Origin of the sequence: Umezawaea sp. Da 62-37 (assembly GCF_032460545.1) — a bacterium.
GTDB lineage: Bacteria > Actinomycetota > Actinomycetes > Mycobacteriales > Pseudonocardiaceae > Umezawaea.
In genome coordinates this window covers 67052-87688 of record NZ_CP135965.1, presented here as the reverse complement: position 1 = coordinate 87688, position 20637 = coordinate 67052, and the positions used below count along the sequence as shown (strand labels likewise).

The 20637-nt window shown below is 71.5% G+C and carries 20 protein-coding genes and 1 pseudogene; 11 read left to right on the top strand and 10 right to left on the bottom strand.

The features are described 5' to 3' along the window. Window positions 1-115: 115 nt before the first annotated feature. The gene (locus tag RM788_RS00425) at window positions 116-1195 is read right to left on the bottom strand and encodes an aldo/keto reductase (protein WP_315929393.1); all 1080 of its coding nucleotides are present in this window, start codon (window positions 1193-1195) and stop codon (window positions 116-118) included. 228 nt (window positions 1196-1423) lie between these two features. Between RM788_RS00425 and RM788_RS00420 the strand changes: the two genes are divergently transcribed. Continuing rightward, the gene (locus RM788_RS00420) at window positions 1424-2047 is read left to right on the top strand and encodes a class I SAM-dependent methyltransferase (RefSeq protein ID WP_315929392.1); all 624 of its coding nucleotides are present in this window, start codon (window positions 1424-1426) and stop codon (window positions 2045-2047) included. A 96-nt stretch (window positions 2048-2143) separates the two neighbouring features. Beyond that, entirely contained in the window at window positions 2144-2755 is a 612-nt protein-coding gene (locus RM788_RS00415) for a hypothetical protein (RefSeq protein ID WP_315929391.1), read from the top strand. On the opposite strand, the gene RM788_RS00410 is transcribed toward RM788_RS00415, so the two are convergent. After that, window positions 2752-3303, bottom strand: a complete 552-nt coding sequence (locus tag RM788_RS00410) for a cadmium resistance transporter (protein ID WP_315929390.1) — start codon at window positions 3301-3303, stop codon at window positions 2752-2754. The genes RM788_RS00415 and RM788_RS00410 overlap by 4 nt on opposite strands. Before the next feature lie 137 nt (window positions 3304-3440). Here RM788_RS00410 and RM788_RS00405 point away from each other — a divergent pair, with 137 nt between their 5' ends. Further along, window positions 3441-4130: a hypothetical protein gene (locus RM788_RS00405; RefSeq protein ID WP_315929389.1), complete on the top strand. Its 690-nt coding sequence runs from the start codon at window positions 3441-3443 to the stop codon at window positions 4128-4130. Window positions 4131-4936: 806 nt separating this feature from the next. Here RM788_RS00405 and RM788_RS00400 read toward each other — a convergent pair. Both RM788_RS00400 and RM788_RS00390 read right to left on the bottom strand, forming a co-directional pair. Continuing rightward, window positions 4937-5764 (bottom strand): SCO6745 family protein, encoded by an 828-nt coding sequence (locus RM788_RS00400; RefSeq protein ID WP_315929313.1) that lies wholly within the window; start codon window positions 5762-5764, stop codon window positions 4937-4939. Between the two features lie 1393 nt (window positions 5765-7157). Then, window positions 7158-8241: pseudogene (locus RM788_RS00390) on the bottom strand (helix-turn-helix transcriptional regulator). Window positions 8242-8571: 330 nt separating this feature from the next. On the opposite strand from RM788_RS00390, the gene RM788_RS00385 reads away from it, so the two are divergent. Beyond that, the gene (locus RM788_RS00385; protein WP_315929315.1) at window positions 8572-8970 is read left to right on the top strand and encodes a VOC family protein; all 399 of its coding nucleotides are present in this window, start codon (window positions 8572-8574) and stop codon (window positions 8968-8970) included. A 324-nt stretch (window positions 8971-9294) separates the two neighbouring features. Here the strand turns inward: RM788_RS00385 and ligD are convergent, their stop codons facing one another. The 4 genes from ligD to RM788_RS00365 all read right to left on the bottom strand — a co-directional run bounded on the left by ligD (window position 9295) and on the right by RM788_RS00365 (window position 14319). Next, window positions 9295-10224, bottom strand: a complete 930-nt coding sequence (gene ligD, locus RM788_RS00380) for a non-homologous end-joining DNA ligase (protein WP_315929316.1) — start codon at window positions 10222-10224, stop codon at window positions 9295-9297. 12 nt (window positions 10225-10236) lie between these two features. Next, a complete protein-coding gene (locus tag RM788_RS00375; RefSeq protein WP_315929317.1) occupies window positions 10237-11499 on the bottom strand; it encodes a DNA polymerase ligase N-terminal domain-containing protein in 1263 nt (420 codons plus the stop codon). A gap of 710 nt (window positions 11500-12209) precedes the next feature. Further along, on the bottom strand, window positions 12210-12992 hold the full coding sequence (locus RM788_RS00370) for a non-homologous end joining protein Ku (protein ID WP_315929387.1): 783 nt from the start codon (window positions 12990-12992) through the stop codon (window positions 12210-12212). A gap of 871 nt (window positions 12993-13863) precedes the next feature. Continuing rightward, window positions 13864-14319, bottom strand: a complete 456-nt coding sequence (locus tag RM788_RS00365) for a phosphotransferase (protein ID WP_315929319.1) — start codon at window positions 14317-14319, stop codon at window positions 13864-13866. A 596-nt stretch (window positions 14320-14915) separates the two neighbouring features. Here RM788_RS00365 and RM788_RS00360 point away from each other — a divergent pair. The 7 genes from RM788_RS00360 to RM788_RS00330 all read left to right on the top strand — a co-directional run bounded on the left by RM788_RS00360 (window position 14916) and on the right by RM788_RS00330 (window position 19570). After that, window positions 14916-15239 (top strand): hypothetical protein, encoded by a 324-nt coding sequence (locus tag RM788_RS00360; RefSeq protein WP_315929320.1) that lies wholly within the window; start codon window positions 14916-14918, stop codon window positions 15237-15239. A gap of 52 nt (window positions 15240-15291) precedes the next feature. After that, window positions 15292-17124, top strand: a complete 1833-nt coding sequence (locus RM788_RS00355) for a hypothetical protein (RefSeq protein WP_315929321.1) — start codon at window positions 15292-15294, stop codon at window positions 17122-17124. Then, entirely contained in the window at window positions 17124-17612 is a 489-nt protein-coding gene (locus tag RM788_RS00350; RefSeq protein WP_315929322.1) for a hypothetical protein, read from the top strand. Before RM788_RS00355 ends, RM788_RS00350 begins: the two co-directional genes overlap by 1 nt. Window positions 17613-17958: 346 nt before the next feature. After that, window positions 17959-18483, top strand: coding sequence for an NUDIX domain-containing protein (locus RM788_RS00345; RefSeq protein WP_315929323.1), 525 nt, complete (start codon window positions 17959-17961; stop codon window positions 18481-18483). Between the two features lie 144 nt (window positions 18484-18627). Next, a complete protein-coding gene (locus RM788_RS00340) occupies window positions 18628-18966 on the top strand; it encodes a DUF6247 family protein (protein WP_315929324.1) in 339 nt (112 codons plus the stop codon). A 10-nt stretch (window positions 18967-18976) separates the two neighbouring features. Further along, a complete protein-coding gene (locus RM788_RS00335; protein ID WP_315929325.1) occupies window positions 18977-19309 on the top strand; it encodes a DUF6247 family protein in 333 nt (110 codons plus the stop codon). 6 nt (window positions 19310-19315) lie between these two features. Further along, complete coding sequence (locus tag RM788_RS00330; protein WP_315929326.1) at window positions 19316-19570, top strand: hypothetical protein; 255 nt, start codon at window positions 19316-19318, stop codon at window positions 19568-19570. 316 nt (window positions 19571-19886) lie between these two features. On the opposite strand, the gene RM788_RS00325 is transcribed toward RM788_RS00330, so the two are convergent. Both RM788_RS00325 and RM788_RS00320 read right to left on the bottom strand, forming a co-directional pair. After that, a complete protein-coding gene (locus RM788_RS00325; protein ID WP_315929327.1) occupies window positions 19887-20216 on the bottom strand; it encodes a SpoIIE family protein phosphatase in 330 nt (109 codons plus the stop codon). A gap of 39 nt (window positions 20217-20255) precedes the next feature. Further along, the gene (locus RM788_RS00320; protein WP_315929328.1) at window positions 20256-20612 is read right to left on the bottom strand and encodes a hypothetical protein; all 357 of its coding nucleotides are present in this window, start codon (window positions 20610-20612) and stop codon (window positions 20256-20258) included. Window positions 20613-20637 lie beyond the last annotated feature (25 nt).

Here is a 20637-nt window from a genome sequence, read left to right as displayed (position 1 = left end):
CCCGACGCCGTTCCGGAGGCCCGACATCGGGCTTCCGGAACTGTCGTACCCCACCGCTACCCTCGAATTCGGGGGCCCACTCGACCAGGGGACCCCGATCCGCCCGCGGGCCTGCTCAGTAGCGCGTGTCCTGGAGCAGAGGCGGGTACACCGTCGACTCGCGACCGTCCACCGCGGCGCCCGCGTACTTCAACATCGCCCCGGTCGCCCGGTTCAGCTCGGCCGGGTAGTTCAACGCCGGAGCCGACACCCGATCCAGCCGATCGACCTGCCCGGCCGTCAGCACCACCTCCAACCCGGCGAGGCTCGACTCGAGATGGGCCAGGGTCCGAGGCCCGATGAGGGTCGAGCTGACACCGGGACGCCCGCGCAACCAGGCCAGCGCGACTGCGGCGGACCCCACCCCGACCTCCTCGGCGACCCCGGCCAGCGCCTCGATCACCGTGTACTGGTCGTCGGTCGGCGCACCCACCACCGCCGCCCGCGTCGTACCGGCCGGGCTGGAGTCGTGCCTGGTGTAGCGCCCGGATAGGAACCCGTTCTTCAGCGGGCTCCACGGGGTGACACCCATCCCGGCGTCGCGCGCCAGCGGGATCAGCTCACCCTCCACCGTGCGGGCCAGCAACGAGTACTCGACCTGCAACGCGGTCACCGGCGTCCAGCCCCGCAGCAACGCCGTGGTGTGCGCCTGCGCGGTGAACCAGGCCGGGGTGTTGGAGAACCCCACGTAGCGGATCCGGCCCGCGGTGACGAGGTCGTCCAACGTCCGCAGGGTCTCCTCCATGGGCGTGGAGTCGTCCCAGTTGTGCAACCAGTACAGGTCCACGTAGTCGGTGCGCAGCCTGCGCAGCGACTGCTCCAGCTGATCGATGATCGCCTTGCGCCCGGCCCCGCCGCCGTTGGGGTCGCCGCGGTGCAGGTTGCCGAAGAACTTCGTGGCCAGCACGACCCGGTCGCGCACACCGGGGTGGCGGGCGAAGAAGTCGCCGAGGATCTTCTCGGAGTGGCCGTTGCCGTAGAAGTTGGCGGTGTCGACGAAGTTGCCGCCGCGATCGAGGTACGCCCGCAGGATCGCCTCCGACTCCGGCACCCCGGAGCCGAGACCGCCCTCGTCACCGAAGGTCATCGCCCCCAGGGCGAAAGGACTCACCTTGAGGCCGGACCGGCCGAGGCTGACGTAGGAATCGAGTGCCACGTTCGTACTCCCGGAACTGGTGAAGCGGAAACCGACCACCTCATCAGAACACCGTGAACTGCGGAAACGTTAGAACGATCCTCCCTGTCGATTGCACGATCGCACCAACCTCGCCACGCCGTGCCCGATCGAGGACTCCACCGCACCGCTGCATCGCCACAAGCATCCCGGTACTACCATCGCGCCATGTTCCGTGAGGCCCAGCCCGCCCAGCGGCCCACCGCCTAGGTGGACCACTCCGCGTTCGTCCTGGCCAACACCCACCCCCAACCCGTCCCGCTCGTCCCCGAGATCGTGCTGCGCGGCGCCGACGACGTCATCGCCCTCTGGGAGGCGACCGACGAGACCGCCCCGCCGTTCTGGGCGTTCCCCTGGGCGGGCGGCCAAGCGCTGGCCCGCTACCTGCTCGACCACCCGCACCTCGTCGAAGGCCGCCGCGTCCTCGACCTGGCCGCCGGATCCGGACTCGTCGCCATCGCCGCCCGCCTCGCCGGGGCAGGCGACACCACGGCCAACGACATCGACCCCCGCTCGGCCGCCGCCGTCACCCTCAACGCCGCCCTCAACGACACCACCGTCCACGTCGTCACCGCCGACCTGCTCGACGAGGGGTCGACGGACTTCGACGTCGTGCTCGCGGGCGACGTGTTCTACGACCGCGACATGGCCGCCCGCGTGCTGCCCTTCCTGCGCGCCGCCGCCGACCGCGGCGCGACGGTGCTGGTAGGAGACCCGCAGCGGGCGCACCTGCCGCACGCGGAGTTCACCGTGCTCGCCGGCTACGACGTCCCGGTGCACGGCGCGCTGGAGAGCGCGGAGGTCAAGCACACCACCGTCCTCACCCCAAAGTGAGGCTGGTGTCGATCTTCCTCACCCGTTCGTGCCACACTTTCACCCTGGAGTGAAGGGAAGACGGTGCCGATCGGATCCAGGAGTGCCACGGCCGTTGTGGTCATCGCTGTCGCGTTGCTGCTCCTGGTGATCAGCAACGTGCTGTGGGCCCCCGCCGACCAGCAGGGGACCGCGCTGGCCCAACTGCCAGGTGACCCCGCGCCCTCATCCGCCCCGCCCTCCACCGCGGTCAAGGCCACCACGGCCGCCCCCCAGGGGAACCAGGCGGTCAAAGCCGACCTCCTGCGCGCCTGCGGCAACGCCGAACTGGACCCCGCCGACTTCAAGCTCGGCGCGCTCATCGACGACGGCCAGGGCCACAAGCTCGTCGTCGCCAGCACCACCCGCACCATCGCCATGTGCGGCGTGCACCCGCTCGGCAGCGGCTCCGGCGTCGGCCCGATGACCGAGGCCACCCTGCGCAACGCGGGCAAGGTCCTCGCCAAGGCCGGCGGCATCGACGCCGACACCGGTTTCCTGGGCTACGGCCGCACCCTGCCGGGCATCACGAAGGTCGAGATCTTCCTGCCCGGCGGCAAGGCCGTCCTCAGCAACGCCGACTCCGAGACCTTCGCCTACTTCGTCCCCCTGCCACGCGACAAGATCACCGACCTGACCGCGCGCGTCACCGACGACAAGGGCACCGTCGTCTACAACGGCCCCCTCTAGAAGAACCCCTCCACCAGGATCAGCACACCCACCCCCACCAGCACCACCGGCAGCAGCACGTGCCCCCACCGCGCCAACGCCCGTGCCACCACCGGCCGCGTCGCCAGGAACCGCCCCGCGGCGCACCACACGCCGACCAGCACCAGGAACACCACCACGTACACGACAAGGTGCCCTGAACTGCTGAACACCGGCACGTACACCCCGACGTTGTCGCCCCCGTTGGCCAACGTCACCCCCGCCACGGCCAGCACACCGGGCCCCGTCTCGTCCGGATCACCGTCGTCGTCATCGCGCCGCAGGAACGCCTTGATCCCCAACGCGATCGGCAACAACCCCAACCACGGCCGCACCGACTCCGGCAACAGCGTCGCCCCCAGCGCGCCGACCACCGACACCACCAGGATCCCGCCGAACCCCAGGTACTGCCCGACCACGATCCGCCCCGCACCCCGCGCCCGCCCGAAGAACAACGCGAGGATGAGCAGGTCGTCGATGTTGGTCACGGCGAACATCCCGACCGCCTGCCCGATCACGCCGAGATCCACCGCCACAGCCTGCCACGCACCCTGGGAACAGCCGGTGCGCAGGGCAGCGGCACCGCCGTATTCCGGAGACGGGCCCCCGCCCCGCCACTACCCTGGTCGGACCGACGCGGGGGTGCCGTCGAGGAGCAGGGGAGCGGATGCCAGGGGACGACCGGACGGCCAACGAGATCAGCGGAACCGTCAACGGCCCGGTCGTGCAGGCCACCCACCTCACCATCGGCGGACCCGCGCGGGACGCGCTCGGCGAGGCCGCCGACCGGCTGGCGCGCGCCGTCGGCACCCGGTGGCAGCGCGAGGAGGAGCACCTCCGGGTCCACGACCCGTTCCCACTGCCCGTCCGCTGGCACCCCGCCCCCGAGTGCACCACCGACCACTGGGAGAACATCCTCGGCCTCCCACCCGGTGCCGTGGCCCTACTCCACGACCTCACCGCACCCGACCGGATCGCGGACGTCCACCGCTCCATCACCTCACGACGGCTCGTCGTGCTCGGCGGCGAAGGCTCCGGCAAGACCGTGCTGGCGCTGCGGTTCGTGCTCGACCTGCTGGCCACCCGCGGCCCCACCGACCCCGTGCCGGTGATCTTCGGCCTGAACTCCTGGAACCCCACCACCACACCGCTGCGCGACTGGCTGACCACCCAACTCCTGCGCGACCACCCCGGCCTGGCCACGACGGCCACACCCTGGCCTCCGCATTGGTCGACATCGTCCGGGCGCGTGAGCATTACACCCTGGCCGCGGCGCATCTGTCGGATGTGCCGCCGGGTCCGTATGCCGATGCCACGCGCATGTCCATCGCCGATGGCTTCCGCGCCACCGGCGTGACCGGTCCACGACCCGTCGAGCCGCTGCTGGCCGAGTTGTTCGTCAGGCTCCGTGCCCGCGGTGACCTCAAAGCCCTGGCACTGTTGCTGCCCGCCTACCTCACCGATCTGGGTACCGGCGAGGACGGCCTGCGCCTGGCCATGGCGTTGGGCATGGTCCATGCCGCCCGTTGGCTCCCGGACGACGAGCAGCGCCTCCTCGGCCGGGCCATCGGCGCTCACGCAGGCCTGACCGGTGTGGTGGTGCGGCCCGGTCAGGCCGCACCACCACACCGGGAGGCCCACACCGGGAGGCCCACACCGGGAGGCCCACACCGGGAGGCCCACACCGGGAGGCCCACACCGGGAGGCCCACACCGGGAGGCCCACACCGGGAGGCCCGGTCCGGGAGACCCGGTCCGGGTAATGATGTGTCCTTCTGCCGTACCACCGGTCTGCAAACCCGGTCCGGGCGGCGATGCGCCTTTCCACTGCCTGGGAACCTGGACCGGGCGGGCGATGTGTCCTTCCACCGGTCCGCAAACCCAGGCGGGCAGAGCAATGTGTCCTTCTTCCGCACCACTGGTCCGCAAACCCGGAACCACCGGTCCGCAAACCCGGACCGGGTAACGATGTGCCCTTCTACTGCCCGCGAACCGGGGGCAGGCGGTGATGTGCCCTTCTGCCGCACCACGACCGGTCCGGGAACCTGGACCGGGCGACGATGTGCCTTTTGCTGCCCGGAAACCCACCCGCACACCACCACTGCTGGCACACCGGTACCGCCGGCGCACCGGTACCGCTGGCACACCACCACCGCCGGCACCGTCACTTCTTGAAGGGCAGCAACCCGGCTGCGACGATCGCGCGGCTCAACGGTCGTGCCAGTTCCACGTATCGTTCCCGTTCCGTCTGGTCCAGTACCGTGTACGGCCCTTCCGCCATCTCGTCGGTCCGACCTTCCACCCGTGCCCGCAATTCCAGGCCGGCCTCGGTCAGCACACCCTCACCGTCGACCAGTCTCCGCACGCGCAGTCCGTCCACCGCTGCCGACCACTCCTCGGTGGACCATCCCCGTGTCCGCCGCAACGCCTCGGCCGTGACCTCGCCGCTGCCGGAGTGCACGACCAGTGCTTCGATGCCGGAGAGTCCTTCCAGCAGCAGTGCGGCGAGGTGTCCGTCGCCGCGGTATTCGCGTAGCAGTGTCTGTGCCCACCACAGCGCGAGCAGTGGTTCCTCGGGCCAGGGCAGTGCCGCGTGTGCAGCGAACAGCGGCCGTCCCTGCGGTGTCTCGCACGCCTTCTCCGCGGCCCGCCGCGCGAGCGCGCCCAGTTCCCCGGTCTGTGTCACCAGGTCGCCCAGGCCGCGCCGCAATGCGGTGTCGGCGGCGTCCAGTCGGGCTGCCAGCAGCGCCTCGGGGGTGGTCTTCTCCCACGCCGCGGGGATGGCCCCGTGTACCAGTGTGGGGTTGAAGTTGTAGAAGGTGGCGATCACGACCTCGGCCGATACCGGTCCCAACGCGGCGGCGCGGGAGGCGAAGTATCCGGCGGTGCGGTCCAGTCCCAGGGCGGCGTAGCGCTGCTGGCCTTCGGGGACGAAGTAGATCATCCCGTGCAGGGGTTCCAGGATCCGCCACAGTTCCCGCGCGTTCGTCACCACGACACTCCTCCGCACTGGGGTACCGACCGGTTGGTACGGCGGTTGTCACGGTACCGGCCGCCCGGTCGGTCGGGGGAGTGGCGCCGTGCGTGACACCCCCTCCGATCCCGCCGGTCGTGTTGCCCCTCCGGGTGTGGATCGTGGTCCACCCGCCCCACCCGCCCCGGTTCCTGTCCGCCTCACCCCGCCTCACCCCGCCTCACCCCGCCTCACCCCGCCGCGCCGCGCCGCGTCCTGCCCTGTCGCGTCCCGTCCTGCGGTGTAGCGGTTTGGCCCGGTTCCCGCCGGCCCGGTTCCGGGTTTCGTCTTCGAAGGTCTGTGCGGTTCCGTTTTTCGGGTTGTTCACGCGTAACGCCCCACCAGTCCGGCCCCCAGTCATGCCGGTTCCGCCCGTACCGATTCCGGCCCCGTCACCTCCACCAGCGCCCCCACCCCGCCAGTGGTTGTGCCACCCCCAACGCCGTGTGCGCGGCGACCCGCACTCGAACCCACCCGTCCGTGGTCTCCCACCCCTCCGCCCGGTCCCGCGTCGATTCCGTTGCACCGCTTCCAGTGCCGCGTACCGGCCCACCTGCCGGGCGTCTGCTCGTCGGCGGATCGACAGACCGGCCGTCCCCGTCGCCAACCGGCCAGCGCGGGGCCGGGGGTGTGGCTCACGCGTAACGCCCGACCGGCTCCGCCCCCGACCGCGCCGTCTGCCCTCACCGATCGTGGCTCCCGCACCTGCACCGGTGCGCCCCATCCCGCCGACGGCTGCGCCACCCCCGACGTGGTGTGCGCGGCCACCCGGGCCCGACCCGCTTGTCGGCGTGCTCCAGCACCCGGCGGTGTCGTCAGAGCCGGGATCGCGGCACGGGCGGCGGCCCGGTGGGCAGTGTCACGATCGCCGTCACCGACGACCGCCGCCCTTCCACCTCGTCCACGACCCGTTCCCACGCCCCTGTCGTTTCCGGTGCGGGTACGTGGGTCGCCTCGTCCGCGCGGTCCGGCACCCCCCGGATGCCGTGTCCACGGCCGGTTCCGTGCTACGTGGCCGGGTTCTGCACGGACGCCTCCGGCGACCGGTCCTTCGTGGACTCCGCCGTGCCCGCCCCTTTCCCGCTCGACGGCCCGCGCCCCCGCGCCCCTGCGCTCGCGCCCTCGCGCTCACGTCCTCTGTGGCTGCATGGCCCTATGGCCGCGTGGTCTTATGGGTTGTGGGTTGGTTGTGTGGGTAGTGGTATCGCCCTCTCATACATCCCGGTGTGGAGGTCTTCGCCGTGGGTGGCCCTGGTCAGGACGTCTCCGGCCAGGAATACGAGGTCTTCGGCACGTCGGCAGGTGTCGATCTCGGTCCAGGACACGGGTGTGGACGCGGTCGAAGGTCTGTGCGGGTCCCCTTTTCGGTTGTTCAGGCGTAGCGCCCGACCAACTCCGCCCCCAGCCGTGCCAATTCCGCCCGCACCGACTGCGGCTCCTCCACCTCCACCAGCGCGCCCCACCCCGCCAACGGCTGCGCCACCCCCAGCGCGGTGTGCGCGGCGACCCGTACCCGGACCCGCCCGTCCGTGTGCTCCAGTACCTCGCAGTGTCGCCCGAACTGGGACCGCAGCACCGGCAGTAGCGCGGCGGGCAGTGTCACCACCGCCGTCACCGACGACCGCCGCCCCCTCCATCTCGCCCACGACCCGTTCCCACGCCTGCGTCAACTCGAAGTCGTCGGGACGCCGCGCGGGGGTGTCCAGCACGACCGCGTCCACCATGCGGTCCACCCGGAATGTCCGTTGCCCGCTGTCCGTCCCGGCCACCAGGTACCAGACCCCGCCCTTCTCCACCAACCCCCACGGGTCCACCTCCCGCGTGGTCACTTCCCATGCGGTCATCTCCCATGCGGTCATCTCCCGTGTGGCCACTTCCGGCGTGGCCACTTCCGGCGTGGTCGCCTCCCGTGTGGTCACCTCGGGCGTGGTGGTCTCCTGGGAGGGCATCTCCTGTGTGGTGGTGTTCTTTCCCCGACTCGGGTACCCGAACCGCACCCGTACCCGCCGCACCACGGCCGTCTTCAACCGCTCCACCACCTCCTCCGGTCGCCCCCACCCCGACCCGCCGCCGCCCCATCCGGTCGGGTCGACCACCACGGCCCGCGCGGCTGCTTCGGCGTCCGCCCGGAATGTTTCCGGTAGCGCCCTCACCAACTTCCGCAACGCCGACTTCACCGCGGGCGACACCGCCGCCGCGGGCCCCGCCAGCACGAACAACGCTTGCGCCTCGGACGCCGTCAGCCCGCTCAGATCCGTCCGTGCCCCACCCACCAACGACCACCCACCGCCCCGCCCCGGCTGTGGGTACACCGGCACCCCCGCGGTCGACAGCGCCTCGAGGTCCCGTCGCGCCGTGGCCACCGACACCTCCAACTCGGTCGCCAGTTCGGCCGCGGTCACCCGCCCGTGGGCCTGCATCAGCAACAGGGTGGCGACAAGCCGATCAGCTCTCATGCCCGGAAGTCTCCCGGTGAAAGTGCTCATTCGGTGAGCACTTTCACCCACCATCATGGAGCCACCACCCGGAACCGTCGGGAGTCACCACCGGGGGAGCCACCGGGTGCGTCCACCAGGAGCCATCACAGGGGACGACCACCGAGGGTGTCACGGGGGGAGTCGTTGGGGGGCCTCGGGAAACCGTCACCAAGAACCGTCACCGGGAACCGTCGGGAACCACCGGAAGTCACCACCGGGAGCCATTCTCCAGGGGATTGTCGCCGGGGACGGTGAGAACAGCCGGGCGACCGCCTGAGCCTGCCGGGTATTGATCGATTGGAGCTTTTCGTGTTGCGTGGTCTGACCACCGTGTCCTATTTCGCCGCTGATCTGGACGCGGCCACCCGCTGGTACACCGACCTCCTCGGCATCGAGCCCTACTACGTCGTGGAGGGCGGTTACGTCGAATTCCGCATCGGCGACTACCAACACGAGTTGGGCATCGTGAACAGCAAGTACGCCCCCCACACCCCCACCGGTGGTGCGGTCGTCTACTGGGCCGTGGACGACGTCGACACCACCCTCGCCCGCCTCGTCGGACTGGGCGCCGAAATCCACGAGCGCCCCGAGGACCGGGGTGGCGCGGGCTACATCACCGCCACCGTCCACGATCCCTTCGGCAACATCCTCGGCATCATGGCCAACCCGCACTACCACGAAGTCCTCACCTCGATGAAGCAGACCTGACCCCACAACCACACCCGCCACCCCCGATCCCACCGCCGCCCGTAGAACCAGCTCCGACGGCATTCGGCCCTGAGTTGTCGGACCCCGGCCGGCGACGTTGCCATCTGTGCCGGCCGAGAAGCAGCTGTCAGAGGGCTTGGCCCGACTATTGGGGCCCGATCAGCGGTGCGCCGCTCGCGCAGCCGCAGCGTTCCGCCGTACGGCCTCGTCAAAAGTGCGTTCGACCGGGTGTCGGGCTACGTCTTGCCGCTGGGTTGGCGGATCGTCTGCAGTGCGGTGTTCGCCTCCGTCCACGTCGGCTCCACGGTTTCGTGGCTGTGGCCCTCATGGGTTGTTGGTTGGTTGTGTGGGTAGTGCTATCGCCCTCTCATGCATTCCGGTGTGGAGGTCTTCGCTGTGGGTGGCCCTGGTCAGGACGTCTCCGGCCAGGAATACCAGGTCTCCGGCCCGCCGGCAGGTCTGCACTTCGGTCCAGGTCACGGGTGTGGACACGGTCGGTCGTGGTCGGGCTCGCAGGGAGTAGGGGGCGATGGTGGTCCTGTCGGGGTGGTTGGGTGTCCAGTCGATGAGGACTTTCCCGCGTCGTGTGGTCTTGGCGGTGGTGGACACCACCAACCCTGGGTGCCGCGTGGCCAACCGCTGCGCCACGTCCTTCGCGTACCGCGCGGTCTGTCCGGGTGTGGTCGCCCCGACCGGGGCATGAAGCTGTATCCCGGTGGCACCGTCGGTTTTGGCGTAGACGGTCATGCCGTCGTGTTCCAGTTCGGTTCGTACCAGCAGCGTGACCCGGCAGCATTCGACCACCGTGGCCGGGGTCCCAGGGGTCAGGTCGAATACCAGCAGGTCGGGGGAGTGCCACCGACTGTGCAGGTCGAGGGCCCGGTGTGGGATGTGCAGTTCCAGGGCGGTGAGGTTGGCCATCCACACCAACGTCGGCAGGTCCAGCACGAGCACGGAGTCCGCGTACTCCTCGCCACGCACACTCCCCGGTGTCGCGGCGCGTATGACGTGTACCCAGTCGGGGGCGTGTCGGGGGACGTTCCTCTCGTGGAAGCAGGGCCCGTCCACCCCGTCGGGGTACCGGCGCAGCGTCACGGGGCGCCCGGCGAGGTGGGGGAGCAGGACGGGGGCGATGCGGGTGTAGTAGTCGATGACCTCGGCCTTGGTGAATCCGTGTTCGGGGAAGAGGACCTTGTCCAGGTTCGTCAGCCGCAGCACCCGCCCGTCGATCCGTACCGTCGCCGTCTCACCCACCCGGTACTTCCGTCACTCACCCGCGTCGGCGTCAAGATCGCTACCCGCTCCGACTCCGGTACCGCCGTCACTCACCGCACTTCCACCGGCACCGGCGTCCTCACCGTCACCCGCACCCGTACTCCCACCGACGTCCTCACCGGTGCTGGGTTCGGGTTCGGCGGGGGCCAGGATCCAGTCGGGGGATCGGGTGCCGGGGGAGTAGGGGGAGTCCGACCGTTTGGCCAGCACCCCTGGTATCCCCTGTCCGCGTGCGGTGGTGGCCACCGCGTCCCCGTCGTCGGGGAACGAGGGTGGTGTCGACCAGTGCCGACCGGTCAACCCCAACCCCTCCACCAACCCCCGCCGCCGCGTGTAGGGCAGTCCCAGCATCGAGTGGCCCTCCAGGTGCAGCACGTCCACCACCAACAGGGTCACCGGCGAGGTGCCCACCAGTCTCCGTGCCCGCCCGGCCGAGACCACCCCCACCCGCCGCTCCAACGCCTCCGCGTTGGGCCGTCCTCCGGCGAAGGCGACCACGACCCCGTCCAGCACGGCCTGGGTCATCCCCAACCGTGCCCCGACCCCCTGCAACTCCGGGTAGGTCGCGGTGACGTCCCGGCCGGCCCCGGTCGTGAGGGTCACCCGCCCGCCCTCGACCCGCGCCAGCACCCGGACCCCGTCCCACGCGAACTCGTAGGACCACCCCGCCTCCTGAGAGGGCAGGGGCCCGGTCGTGGGCAGCATCGGCGTCAGGCCCTGCGGCAGCGGTATCCAGTCCGGTCGCACCGCCGCATGTCGTCGCCGCACCATCCAGTCCTTCCCCCCGGACCCCGTGCCCGGGGTCCTGTCGCGGCGGAAGAACACGAACTCGCCCCGCACACGCTCCCCGTGCAGGACGACGTGCACCTCGTGGTCGTCCCATTTCACGGTGTCGTAGCGGCCGCGGTCCCAGAGGAACATCTCCCCTCCGCCGTACTCGCCCCGGGGGATCGTCCCGGTGAAGGCGGCGTATTCCAGGGGGTGGTCCTCGGTGTGCACGGCCAACCGGATCGTCCCGGGTTCGGGTGGCAGTCCTTTGGGGACCGCCCACGACACCAGGACCCCGCCGCGTTCCAACCGCACGTCCCAGTGCAGTGACGAGGCGTGGTGTTCCTGGATCACGAACGTGTCGTCCCGCCCGCGGGGAAGCACCCCGGCATCGGCCACCCCAGGGTCCGTCCCGGTGGGGTCGGGCACGGGTTCGGGGGTGCGCTGGGGATCCCGCTTGCGCCGGTACTCCGACAGATCCGCCATCAGAGGAAACCGCCCTTCCGCCCCTTGCCCCACGACTCCTCCGCCACGAACGGCACCACATCCCGGCTTCCGCCGTGACCAGTCGCCCGACCACGTCGCGGTGGCCATCGGTGAAGCCGTCTCCCTCGAACATCCCCACCATGCACCCTGCCAACGACGCCGTCATCCGCGGCGCCCGCGCCCACCCGCCCAAAAGTCGGTTTCAGGCGTCGATCCCGTCGGACCACAGCACAGTGCGCGACACCAGCACCGCCACGACACCCCCTGCGGCCACACCGCGCCCCTGCCTGGGACAAGACGGCAGGACCCCCGGAAGCGGATCGGCCCGATCCGCCCACCCGGCACGGACTCCGACATCCGAACCGACCGACCCGCCCCAATTAGCGCCCACCTGAGGCCTCCCGCTGTCGGGCACCATCCGCCTTGCCACCCACACCGTCGACCGCCCCCCGTACCCCGCGGTGGTCCCGGCGAACACGACTTCTCCCTTGCCGCGCTGGGCACACACGCCTGTACGTGACGCGCCCACCGCCCTCGCGGTGCGCCCGACCCCACCGGAAGCGGTGTCCTCCGCGGTCGGAAGTGCCCACACACCGCCAGCTCACCGCCCGTGACCGGCCCGAAGGGGATCGTGCCGCGCCGGATGACCCCCATGCCCGACTTGCCACCCCGCGACCACAGGCAGCGCACCCCCACACCACCCACACGAACTAACGTGCCGGTGGTGTCCTCCCCTCCCGTACCCGCTCCAGGCTCCGCTGCAACGCCACCACCAGATCCACCGCACCGGTCTGCTCGGCGACCCGCGCGGCCGGGATCACCGCCCCCGAGCTCTTCGCGCGGATGACCGCTTCCAAAGCGTCGCGGTAGTCGTCGGTGAACGCCGCGTGATCGAACCGGGCGGTCATCGAGTCCACCAACGCCAACGCCATCCGCGTCTCCCGCGCCCCCACGGTCACCTCCGGCAACTCGAACCCCGGATCGCGCACCTCGTCGGGCCACAACAGGGTGTGCAGCACCAGCAGATCCCCCCGCGGCCGCACCACCGCCAACGTCTCCCGCCGGCGCAGGGTGATCTTCACGACCGCCATCCGCCACGACCGCTCCAACGCCTCCCGCAACAGCGCGTACGAGGGCACCGCGACCTCGTCGGGGCGCAGGAAGTAGCTGCGGTGCAGGAAGATCGGATCGATCTGCTCCGCGGAGACGAACTCCACCACGTCGATCACGTGATCCGAGGACGAGGGCAACCCCTCGAAGTCCTCCGGCTCCACGACCACCACCCGCCCGTCGTCGAGCCGGTACCCCTTGGCCATCGCCTCGGCGGGGACTTCCTCCTCGCACACCGAGCACACCCGCCGGTGCCGGACCTGCCCGCCGTCGGCCCGGTGCACCTGGTGGAATCGGAACCCGTGTTCCTCGGTCGCCCCGAACACCCTCACCGGGATCGACACCAGCCCGAACGAGATCGCCCCACGCCACAACGCCCTCATACCCTCCAGGGAACACCCGCCGAACGCCCGTGCGAACCCCCGTCACCCGCACGCACCAGCACCGGACACCCACCCACCCCGCACTCGGTGGTCCCGCCGGCCGTCGCCCGGCCGTGCCGCCGCGCGCCGCGGCCTCGTGGCCGGTCCCGGCTCCCCACCCACCCACCCACCCACCCACGCCGGGTACCCCGACAACGCCACGATCGCCGACGTCGACGTCCGGTCCCGCTGACCGCGCTGACAACCCCGCGATCGCCAGCCCCGCGCGGAGTGCGGGACACCGATGTGCCGTTGTCGCGGGGGAGGGGCCGCCAAGGGCGGGGCGGGTGGGTCACGGATTCGTGGTCCATCCCGTCGCCCCTCCGGCCCGCAGCCCCGGGGATGCCCCCACACCCCGCGCGGCGTCCGCACCGGGGGAGGGGCCCTGTCGGGCCGCCACCCAACCCGGCCCCCGTCGCGTCGCGGACGACGCCCGACACCGTCGACGTCCAAGCCGCCCAGGCGATCGCCGCGCGGGGCACGACCCCACCACGCCCAACACCGTCGACCTCGACGCCGCGCCGGCCACCCGGCAGAAGCTCCCCAAGCACCCGCTACACCGGCCCCGCGCCCGCCGACCGCCCACGACACCGAACTCCCCGCATGCCCTCGCGGCCCCCTGCGACACCGCCCGAGGCCCCACGACTCCCCAGGGGCGGCAGACACCTGCCCACAGATCCACCCGGCGGCCCACCGAACGGTTCCCCGCCGAGGATTTCCTGCCATGCCGCCACCACCGCCAGGCCGACACCCGCCGCCGGTTCCCTCGACCCGCGGCCGGTCTCCCATCCCGCCGCCGGTTCCCCCCACCCCAGGCGGTCCCTCTACCGGGTCACCGTCCCCACCGTCTCCCCAACCACTCCAACGCCGTCCCCGCCAACCGGACCTTGGCCTCCCGAATGACCGCCAACCGCGGATCGGTGATCGTCAACGCCCCCGCCACGCAGAACCCCGCGTGCGCCGCCAACACCGCGTCCACCGACCGCGCCGGCACCCCCGCCGTCGACGGATGCCCCGCCACCACCCGATCCCCGTCGACACCATCCACAGAGGACAGCAACATCACCGGGTCCACGAACCGCGCACCCCGCCGCGCGTGCGGCCAGTCCACGACCACCACCCGATCGGCCCCCACCACCACGTTGTGCGCGAACAGATCGAAATGCACCAGCACATCCCCCCGCGCCACCTCCACCGCCTCCTGCTCCAACCCGATCAACACCCCCACCCGCTCCGCCGCCCACGGGAACGCCTCCTCCAGCCCCGGATGCCCGGCCACCCCACCCACCCGCCCAACCGCGGATGATCGGCGGGCAGATCCACCGGCACCGCCACCCCGCCCAACACCCCGCCGCCCGCCTCTCGACGTACTCGAACACCAGGACCACCCAGTCCCCGTCGTCGAAGGACCCCGCCAACCGCGGCGCGGGCACCCCCGCGGGCAACACCCCCATCACCCGCACCTCCGCCCGATACGCCCCCACCTCGCCGGGCCACGCCCGCCCGCTGATCGCCTTCACGAACACCCGCCCACCACCGGCCAACCTCAACCGCGACGCCAGACCGGGGGAGAAACCACCCCGACACCCCCGCGCGGCCACCACCCGGTCACCCGCGATCCGCTCGACCTCCCCCCGCACCGCACCGCACCCGGCACCCCCTCCCAGGACAACCTCCGTCCACCCGACACCGTCACAGCCCACCTCACGATCGACACCGGACCACACACAAAAAGTAAGGGGGGGTAACGCCATGGGGGAGCGGGGAAACCCGCGACACACCCCGACGCGGACACGGCCGCACGGGCCCGCCGCAATAAAGTCCGCACCCACGGACCCGCACACCCCACGGACTTCCAGACCCACCGACCCACGGAGGCACCAGGTGAGCACACGTGCCCGGGCCGAGGACCCCGACCCGCACACCGGACGCCGCCACCGCGCCGGCAGCGACGACCTACCCCTCTACCGCCAACTCGTCCGCACCGAGGGCCGCCTGCGCCCCGACCAGATCGACGCCCTCACCCGCCTGTCCCGCGACCTCATGGCCGACCGCCACACCAAAAGCGAACGCATCACCCCCAACACCCTCGTCCGACTCGCCGTGGACCTCCTACTCGCCCACACCGACACCCTGCACGGCGACACCGAGGACCAACTCCGCCGCTCCCTGATCCCCGAACCCGACACGGACCCCCACCCCCGATAGACTCACCCACTCTGTAAGTTGCCTGCTCAAACCCCTCTTGGAACGGTGTAGCGTGCCCCCCACGAGTACCGCCGCGGACATCGGAATCGACTCCGACGCACACCACCTGGTGTACGCCGCCGACGCGGCCGTACTGGCCGCCGCCACCGACATCCGCCGCGCCATCCAGTACGGCCACTGGGTCGGCCCCTGGGACGACACGATCGACACGCTGCGCCGCGCCGCCCACACCCTGCGACAACTCCAAGCCCTCGGCCCCCCCACCACCGCCGACGCGGCCCCGTGCCACTGGTGCGGCCGCCCCACCACCGAGACCCCCGGCCACCGCTCCTGCCACGCCCGCGCCTGGCACCCCACCCCCACGGCCGCCACCCCCACGGCCGCACCGGCACCACCGGCGACCCCGGTCGACGCGGCACCTACCACGCCCCCGCCCACGGCGCGCGCGACCCCGACCGACACACCGCCGACTCCGCCGAGGACTCCGGCCGATGTGTCCTCGGCGACCACGGACCCGGCCGCACCGGCACCCGCGGCCGCGGCACCCGCGACCATGGTCGCCCCGCCACCGCCCGCCCCGTCGCCGCCCACCGACGCGGCGGTGGCCTCGCCCCCAACCGCGGCGCCGCCCCCCGCCCCGTCACCGGCCACCACACCGCCGCTCCAAGCCGACGCGTCATCGCCGCCTCCCGACCCGACCGCCCCCGCCCCCGCGCCCCGTGCGACGGTCCGTCGCCCGCCGGTCCGCACGTTCTTCCAGGACGCCGCCACCGAACGCGCCGACTTCACCCGCGCCGTCCGCCGCATCACCGCCCGCGACCACACCCCCCCACCCTCCGACACCCTGATCACCGCCGCCCTGCACGCCTGGCACACCGCCGTCACCGCCAAGGACGAGCCCTGCCGGTTCGTCAGCTCCTCCGGTCACACCGGTGTCTCGGCCTACCACTGGCTCATGACCATGCACGGCGCCATGACCAAACCCACCGCCCTGCGATCCGAGCGCGTCGAGGAACTCTCCCGCCGCGACCGCACCCTCATCCGCTCCCTGTCCTTCGTCGACCCCGACACCACCCCGGTCGTGGGCCAGGTCATCACCGAGGTCGACGTCAACGCCCAATACCTCGCCGCCGCCCGCAGCGTCGACCTCGGCGACGGGGAACCCGTCGAACTCGACCACGTCGACCCCGCCGACCTGCCCGCCCTGCTCAAACGCCCCGGCTACCTCCGCCTGGCCACCACCCCCGACCTCACCAACGCTCCCGCCCACCTCCGCCACGCCCTCCCACGCCTGGTCGTCGGCGCCTGGCTGCCCACCCCGATCGCCGCCTACCTGCACCGCGACCACAACATCGGCCTCGACATCGCCGGCGCGATCACCTGGCCCGCCTCCGGCCGCCGCCTCTCGGTCTGGTGCGAGATGTTCGCCAACGGCCGCGCCACCCTCACCGCCACCGCCGACACCGACCCCGCCGCGGCCCTCGCGTTGAGGGTCGTCAAGGACGTCTACACCCGCTACCTCGGCGGTTACCTGCGCAGCAAGACCCACAACCGCGGCCCGACCTGCCGCACCGACTGGCACGACATGCTCGTCGCCCAGGGCGTCGCCAACGCCGCCCGCGCCATCGACAAAACCGTCACCACCGACGGCACCACCGTCCTGGGCTCTCTCAAGGACGCCTACTGGCTGCTCGCCGACACCCCCACCCACCCCACCGTCCTCACCTTCAGCCCGCAGCCGGGCAAGTGGAAACGCAACCGCGTCGCCCCCGTCACCCCCGCCGTCATCGACGCCCACCGCACCGGCCGCGTCGGCCTGCTCCGCCAGGCCATCACCGCCTCCGACACCGCCGCTTCCGACACCGCCGCCGAGGACACCCCCTGATGCAGTTCGCCGAAGTCGTCGACACCCTCGCCCTCAACGCCCACATCACCCACGCCCAACACGCCATCCGCGCCGAACACGGCAAAACCGCCTCCCGCTGGCTCGCCGCCCAGGCCGGCATCAGCCAACGCACCGCCCGCCGCTGGCTCTCGACCGACCTCCCGCGCTCCCGCACCGACACCGTCGCCCGCCTCGCCAACCGACTGTTCACCGCGGCCCAACGCCTGCGCACCGCCCACTCCATCGACTTCGGCGCCGTCGCCGTCACCTACGACGGCCACCACGAAGGCACCCGCCACATCGGCCCCGTCCCCGTCGACCCCGCCCTCGCCCACGACCTGCACACCGTCGCCACCCACCTCGAAACCGGCTCCCTGGCCGCGGCCGCCGACGCCCTGAGCGTCGCCGCCCTCGCCGCCTACTCACCCGGCCTGGAAGACACCCTCGCCGTGGACCAGTACGACCACGGCATCGACATCACCCCCTGACCCCCGGCCCCGGACAAGCCCACGACAACACCCGCCGTCACGACCCGGCAACGACCACCCCGCCCCCCGGTACCACGACACCACCGGCGCACGACACGCGGACACCCCCGCAGCCTGCGGACAGGGCATACCGGCTGCGGGCACGGCGATTCCGACACTGATAGGGGAGCGCCGCACCGGCAGGTGAGCGCGGCACGACCCCGAGAAAACCACCGGCACCAGCCCGGTCGTGGCGCCTGCATACCGCCGGACACCCCGAACACCGCCTTCACGCGGCACACCCACTGCCACGACGACGCCGTCCACCGAAGACCCCGGCGAGGATGGATGGGTAACGTCGCCGCGCATGCCCCAGGACTGGCTACCGCCCACCCAGTACTACGCGACGCTGCCCAAGCAGATCGCCGGCGCGGGCGTCATCTTCCGCGACGCCCACGACCGCGTCCTGATCGTCGAGACCACCTACGGCGCCAAAACCTGGGAGATCCCCGGCGGCGCACTCGAGGAGGGCGAGTCCCCGCTGGCGGGTGCGCGCCGCGAGGTCAGGGAGGAACTCGGGCTGGATCTGCAGCCCGGCCGACTACTGGCCGTGGACTGGGTCCCACCACGGCCCGACGGGCGCCCCGCCCTGACCAACCACCTGTTCGACGGCGGTGTCCTCGACGAAAAGCAGGTCGCCTCACTGCGCCTGGCCGACGGCGAGCTGACACGCTTCACGTTCGCCACCCGCGACGAGACCGCGGCTTTGCTCCGGCCACACCTCGCACGGCGCGTCGCGGTGTGCCTGGACGTCGTGCACACCGGCCGGACCGCGTACCTGAAGAACGGGGTCGATCCAACAGGCACGCCGACGTCTCCTGACTGCGCCTGATCCCACCACGGCCTCCTGCACATTTCGGGTGGTGGCCGCCAATACGCTCGCCCGATGACAGAGGGCGGCGTGGTCGTACGGGCGGACGGGCCTGACCGAGTTCGGTCGATCGCGCGGCCGCGGTTCCGGACTACGCTGAGCGCCATGACCGCAGCCGGCGCGCACGACCCGGCCCCGGAGGTCGCCAAGACCCCCGAGGCGATCCGCGCCGCGCTGCTGCCCGAGGAACGCGCCCAGTTCGACGAGAGCTGCCGGTGGGCGGTGGGCCACGCCGCCGCGGAACAGAGCCTCGCGCCCGTGCACGAGGTGCTCGACCAGTGGCACCTGATCGCTCGTGTGACCAGGCACGACCCGGCCGCGCACCGCAGGATGCTGGAACGCATCGCCGAGACCATCCGCACCGGCGAGGTCTCCGGTCGCGTTAGGACCTGGGATGAGATCCAGGCCGGGCGCGGAGCGGGTCGTATGCCCGAACGGCGCTAGGCTGTACGGCGTGACCGCAGCAGCGCCCAACCCTCGGCACGGCCGAGCCGGACCGTCGTTCGCCGACGCGTCCCCGGCCCAGGTGCGCGCCGCGCTGATCCCCGAGGAAGCCGCCGAGTTCGACGTGGCGTGGCGCGAGGTCATGGCCACCGCCACCGAGACGCTGGACCTCACCGAGGTGTTCGCGACCCTGGAGTCCTGGCGCCGCGTCGCGCGCCTCACGGCCGCGGCCGGAGCCCAGGCCCACCGCGCGATGTACCACCGGGCCGCGTCCGCGCTGACCGGCCGGCCGGTTCCCGCCGACGAGCCGCTGCCCGAGCTCAAGGCCCGGTTGGGCCTGTAGCTCCCCTTGTACGAGGTCACCACCGACGAGCAGTCCGAACAGCAGGTCGCCGCCCTCCCGCCCGAGGCATTGGCCGCGTTCGCGGAAGTGCGCGCGATGCTCGAGTTGGCCCCGTGGAACGGAACCGCCTACACCAGCGCGAAGCCCGAAAGCCCCATGCGCGCCCTGTCATTCGGCCCCGAGGGCCAAGGCGACGTCGTCTACCTCATCCTGGAGGACCAGCGACGCGTCGATCTGCTGGTCGTGCTCTGGCTGGGCTGAACGCCGGACCCTCTCATCAGTGAGCGTGCCCGGTGGCTCGAAGCCCTCAGGTGACCGCGTACCCACATGATCGACTGCTGGTGACACCCACTTCCGTTGGGGGATCCACTACAGGATCACCTTGGGGATCAGGTTGGGGGTCCGGTTAGAACGCCACCCCCTGGGATCGGGAAACTCCCTGGTCTCAGGCCTGTAAAGGGATCCGTTGGTATCCCAGACTTCCAGGCGCGAATTGCAAAACCGTACGTCGCGGGGGGTAGCTCGGCGGGGCCGGTCACTTTGCAGGTCGACTCTATAGCTTCAATGTTGACCAAATTCAATCCGTCTCGCCCCTGCTGTCCTTCCAGGGCGGGCACAGCACGACCGCAGTGGCATCGTCGCGGTAGCCGGTCTCGTCTTCCTCGCCCGTGGCCACGATGGCGTCGACCAGGGCCTGTGGATCGTGGTGATGGTGCGCGACCAGCGCGGCCAGATCCGGGAGGGGGACGTCGTCGAGGCCGTCGGAGACCAGCAGCACCAGTTCCCCGGCCGGAGCGTGCGACAGCGCCACGGTGGTCGGCGTGGCGCTGGCCAGGCTGAGCCGCACCCAGTTGTCGTGCTGCGGCGCGAGGTCGACGTCGCCGTTCTGCCGGAGGTAGGCGCCCATCGTGTGCGGGTCGGTGCGCCGTCGCAGCGTCGTGCCGTCTCAGCTGTAGGCGTGCGAATCCCCCACCCAGGCCAGCAGCGTCGGGCCGTCCGGTTCCGCGAGCGCCAGCACCGCCACCCCATCCGGGGCGACGCCGACGCCGGGGTCCTCCACGAGCGCGGCGGCCGCGAGCAGACCCGCCAGCGCGCCTCTGGCCGGGCCGATCCGGACCGCCGTCTCGGCGACCAGCCGCATGGTCGCGGCCCCGTCGACGTTGTTGCCGATGCCGTCGACCACTGCGGCCGCGACCAAGCCGCTCGCGGACTCGAAGACCGCGGCCGCGTCCATGTTGAACTCGCGCACCCCTCGCCTGGTCGCCATCGCCACCCGCACCCCGGTGCCCGTGATCTGCTCCATCGTTCGATCATGCCGGGCAGCACCG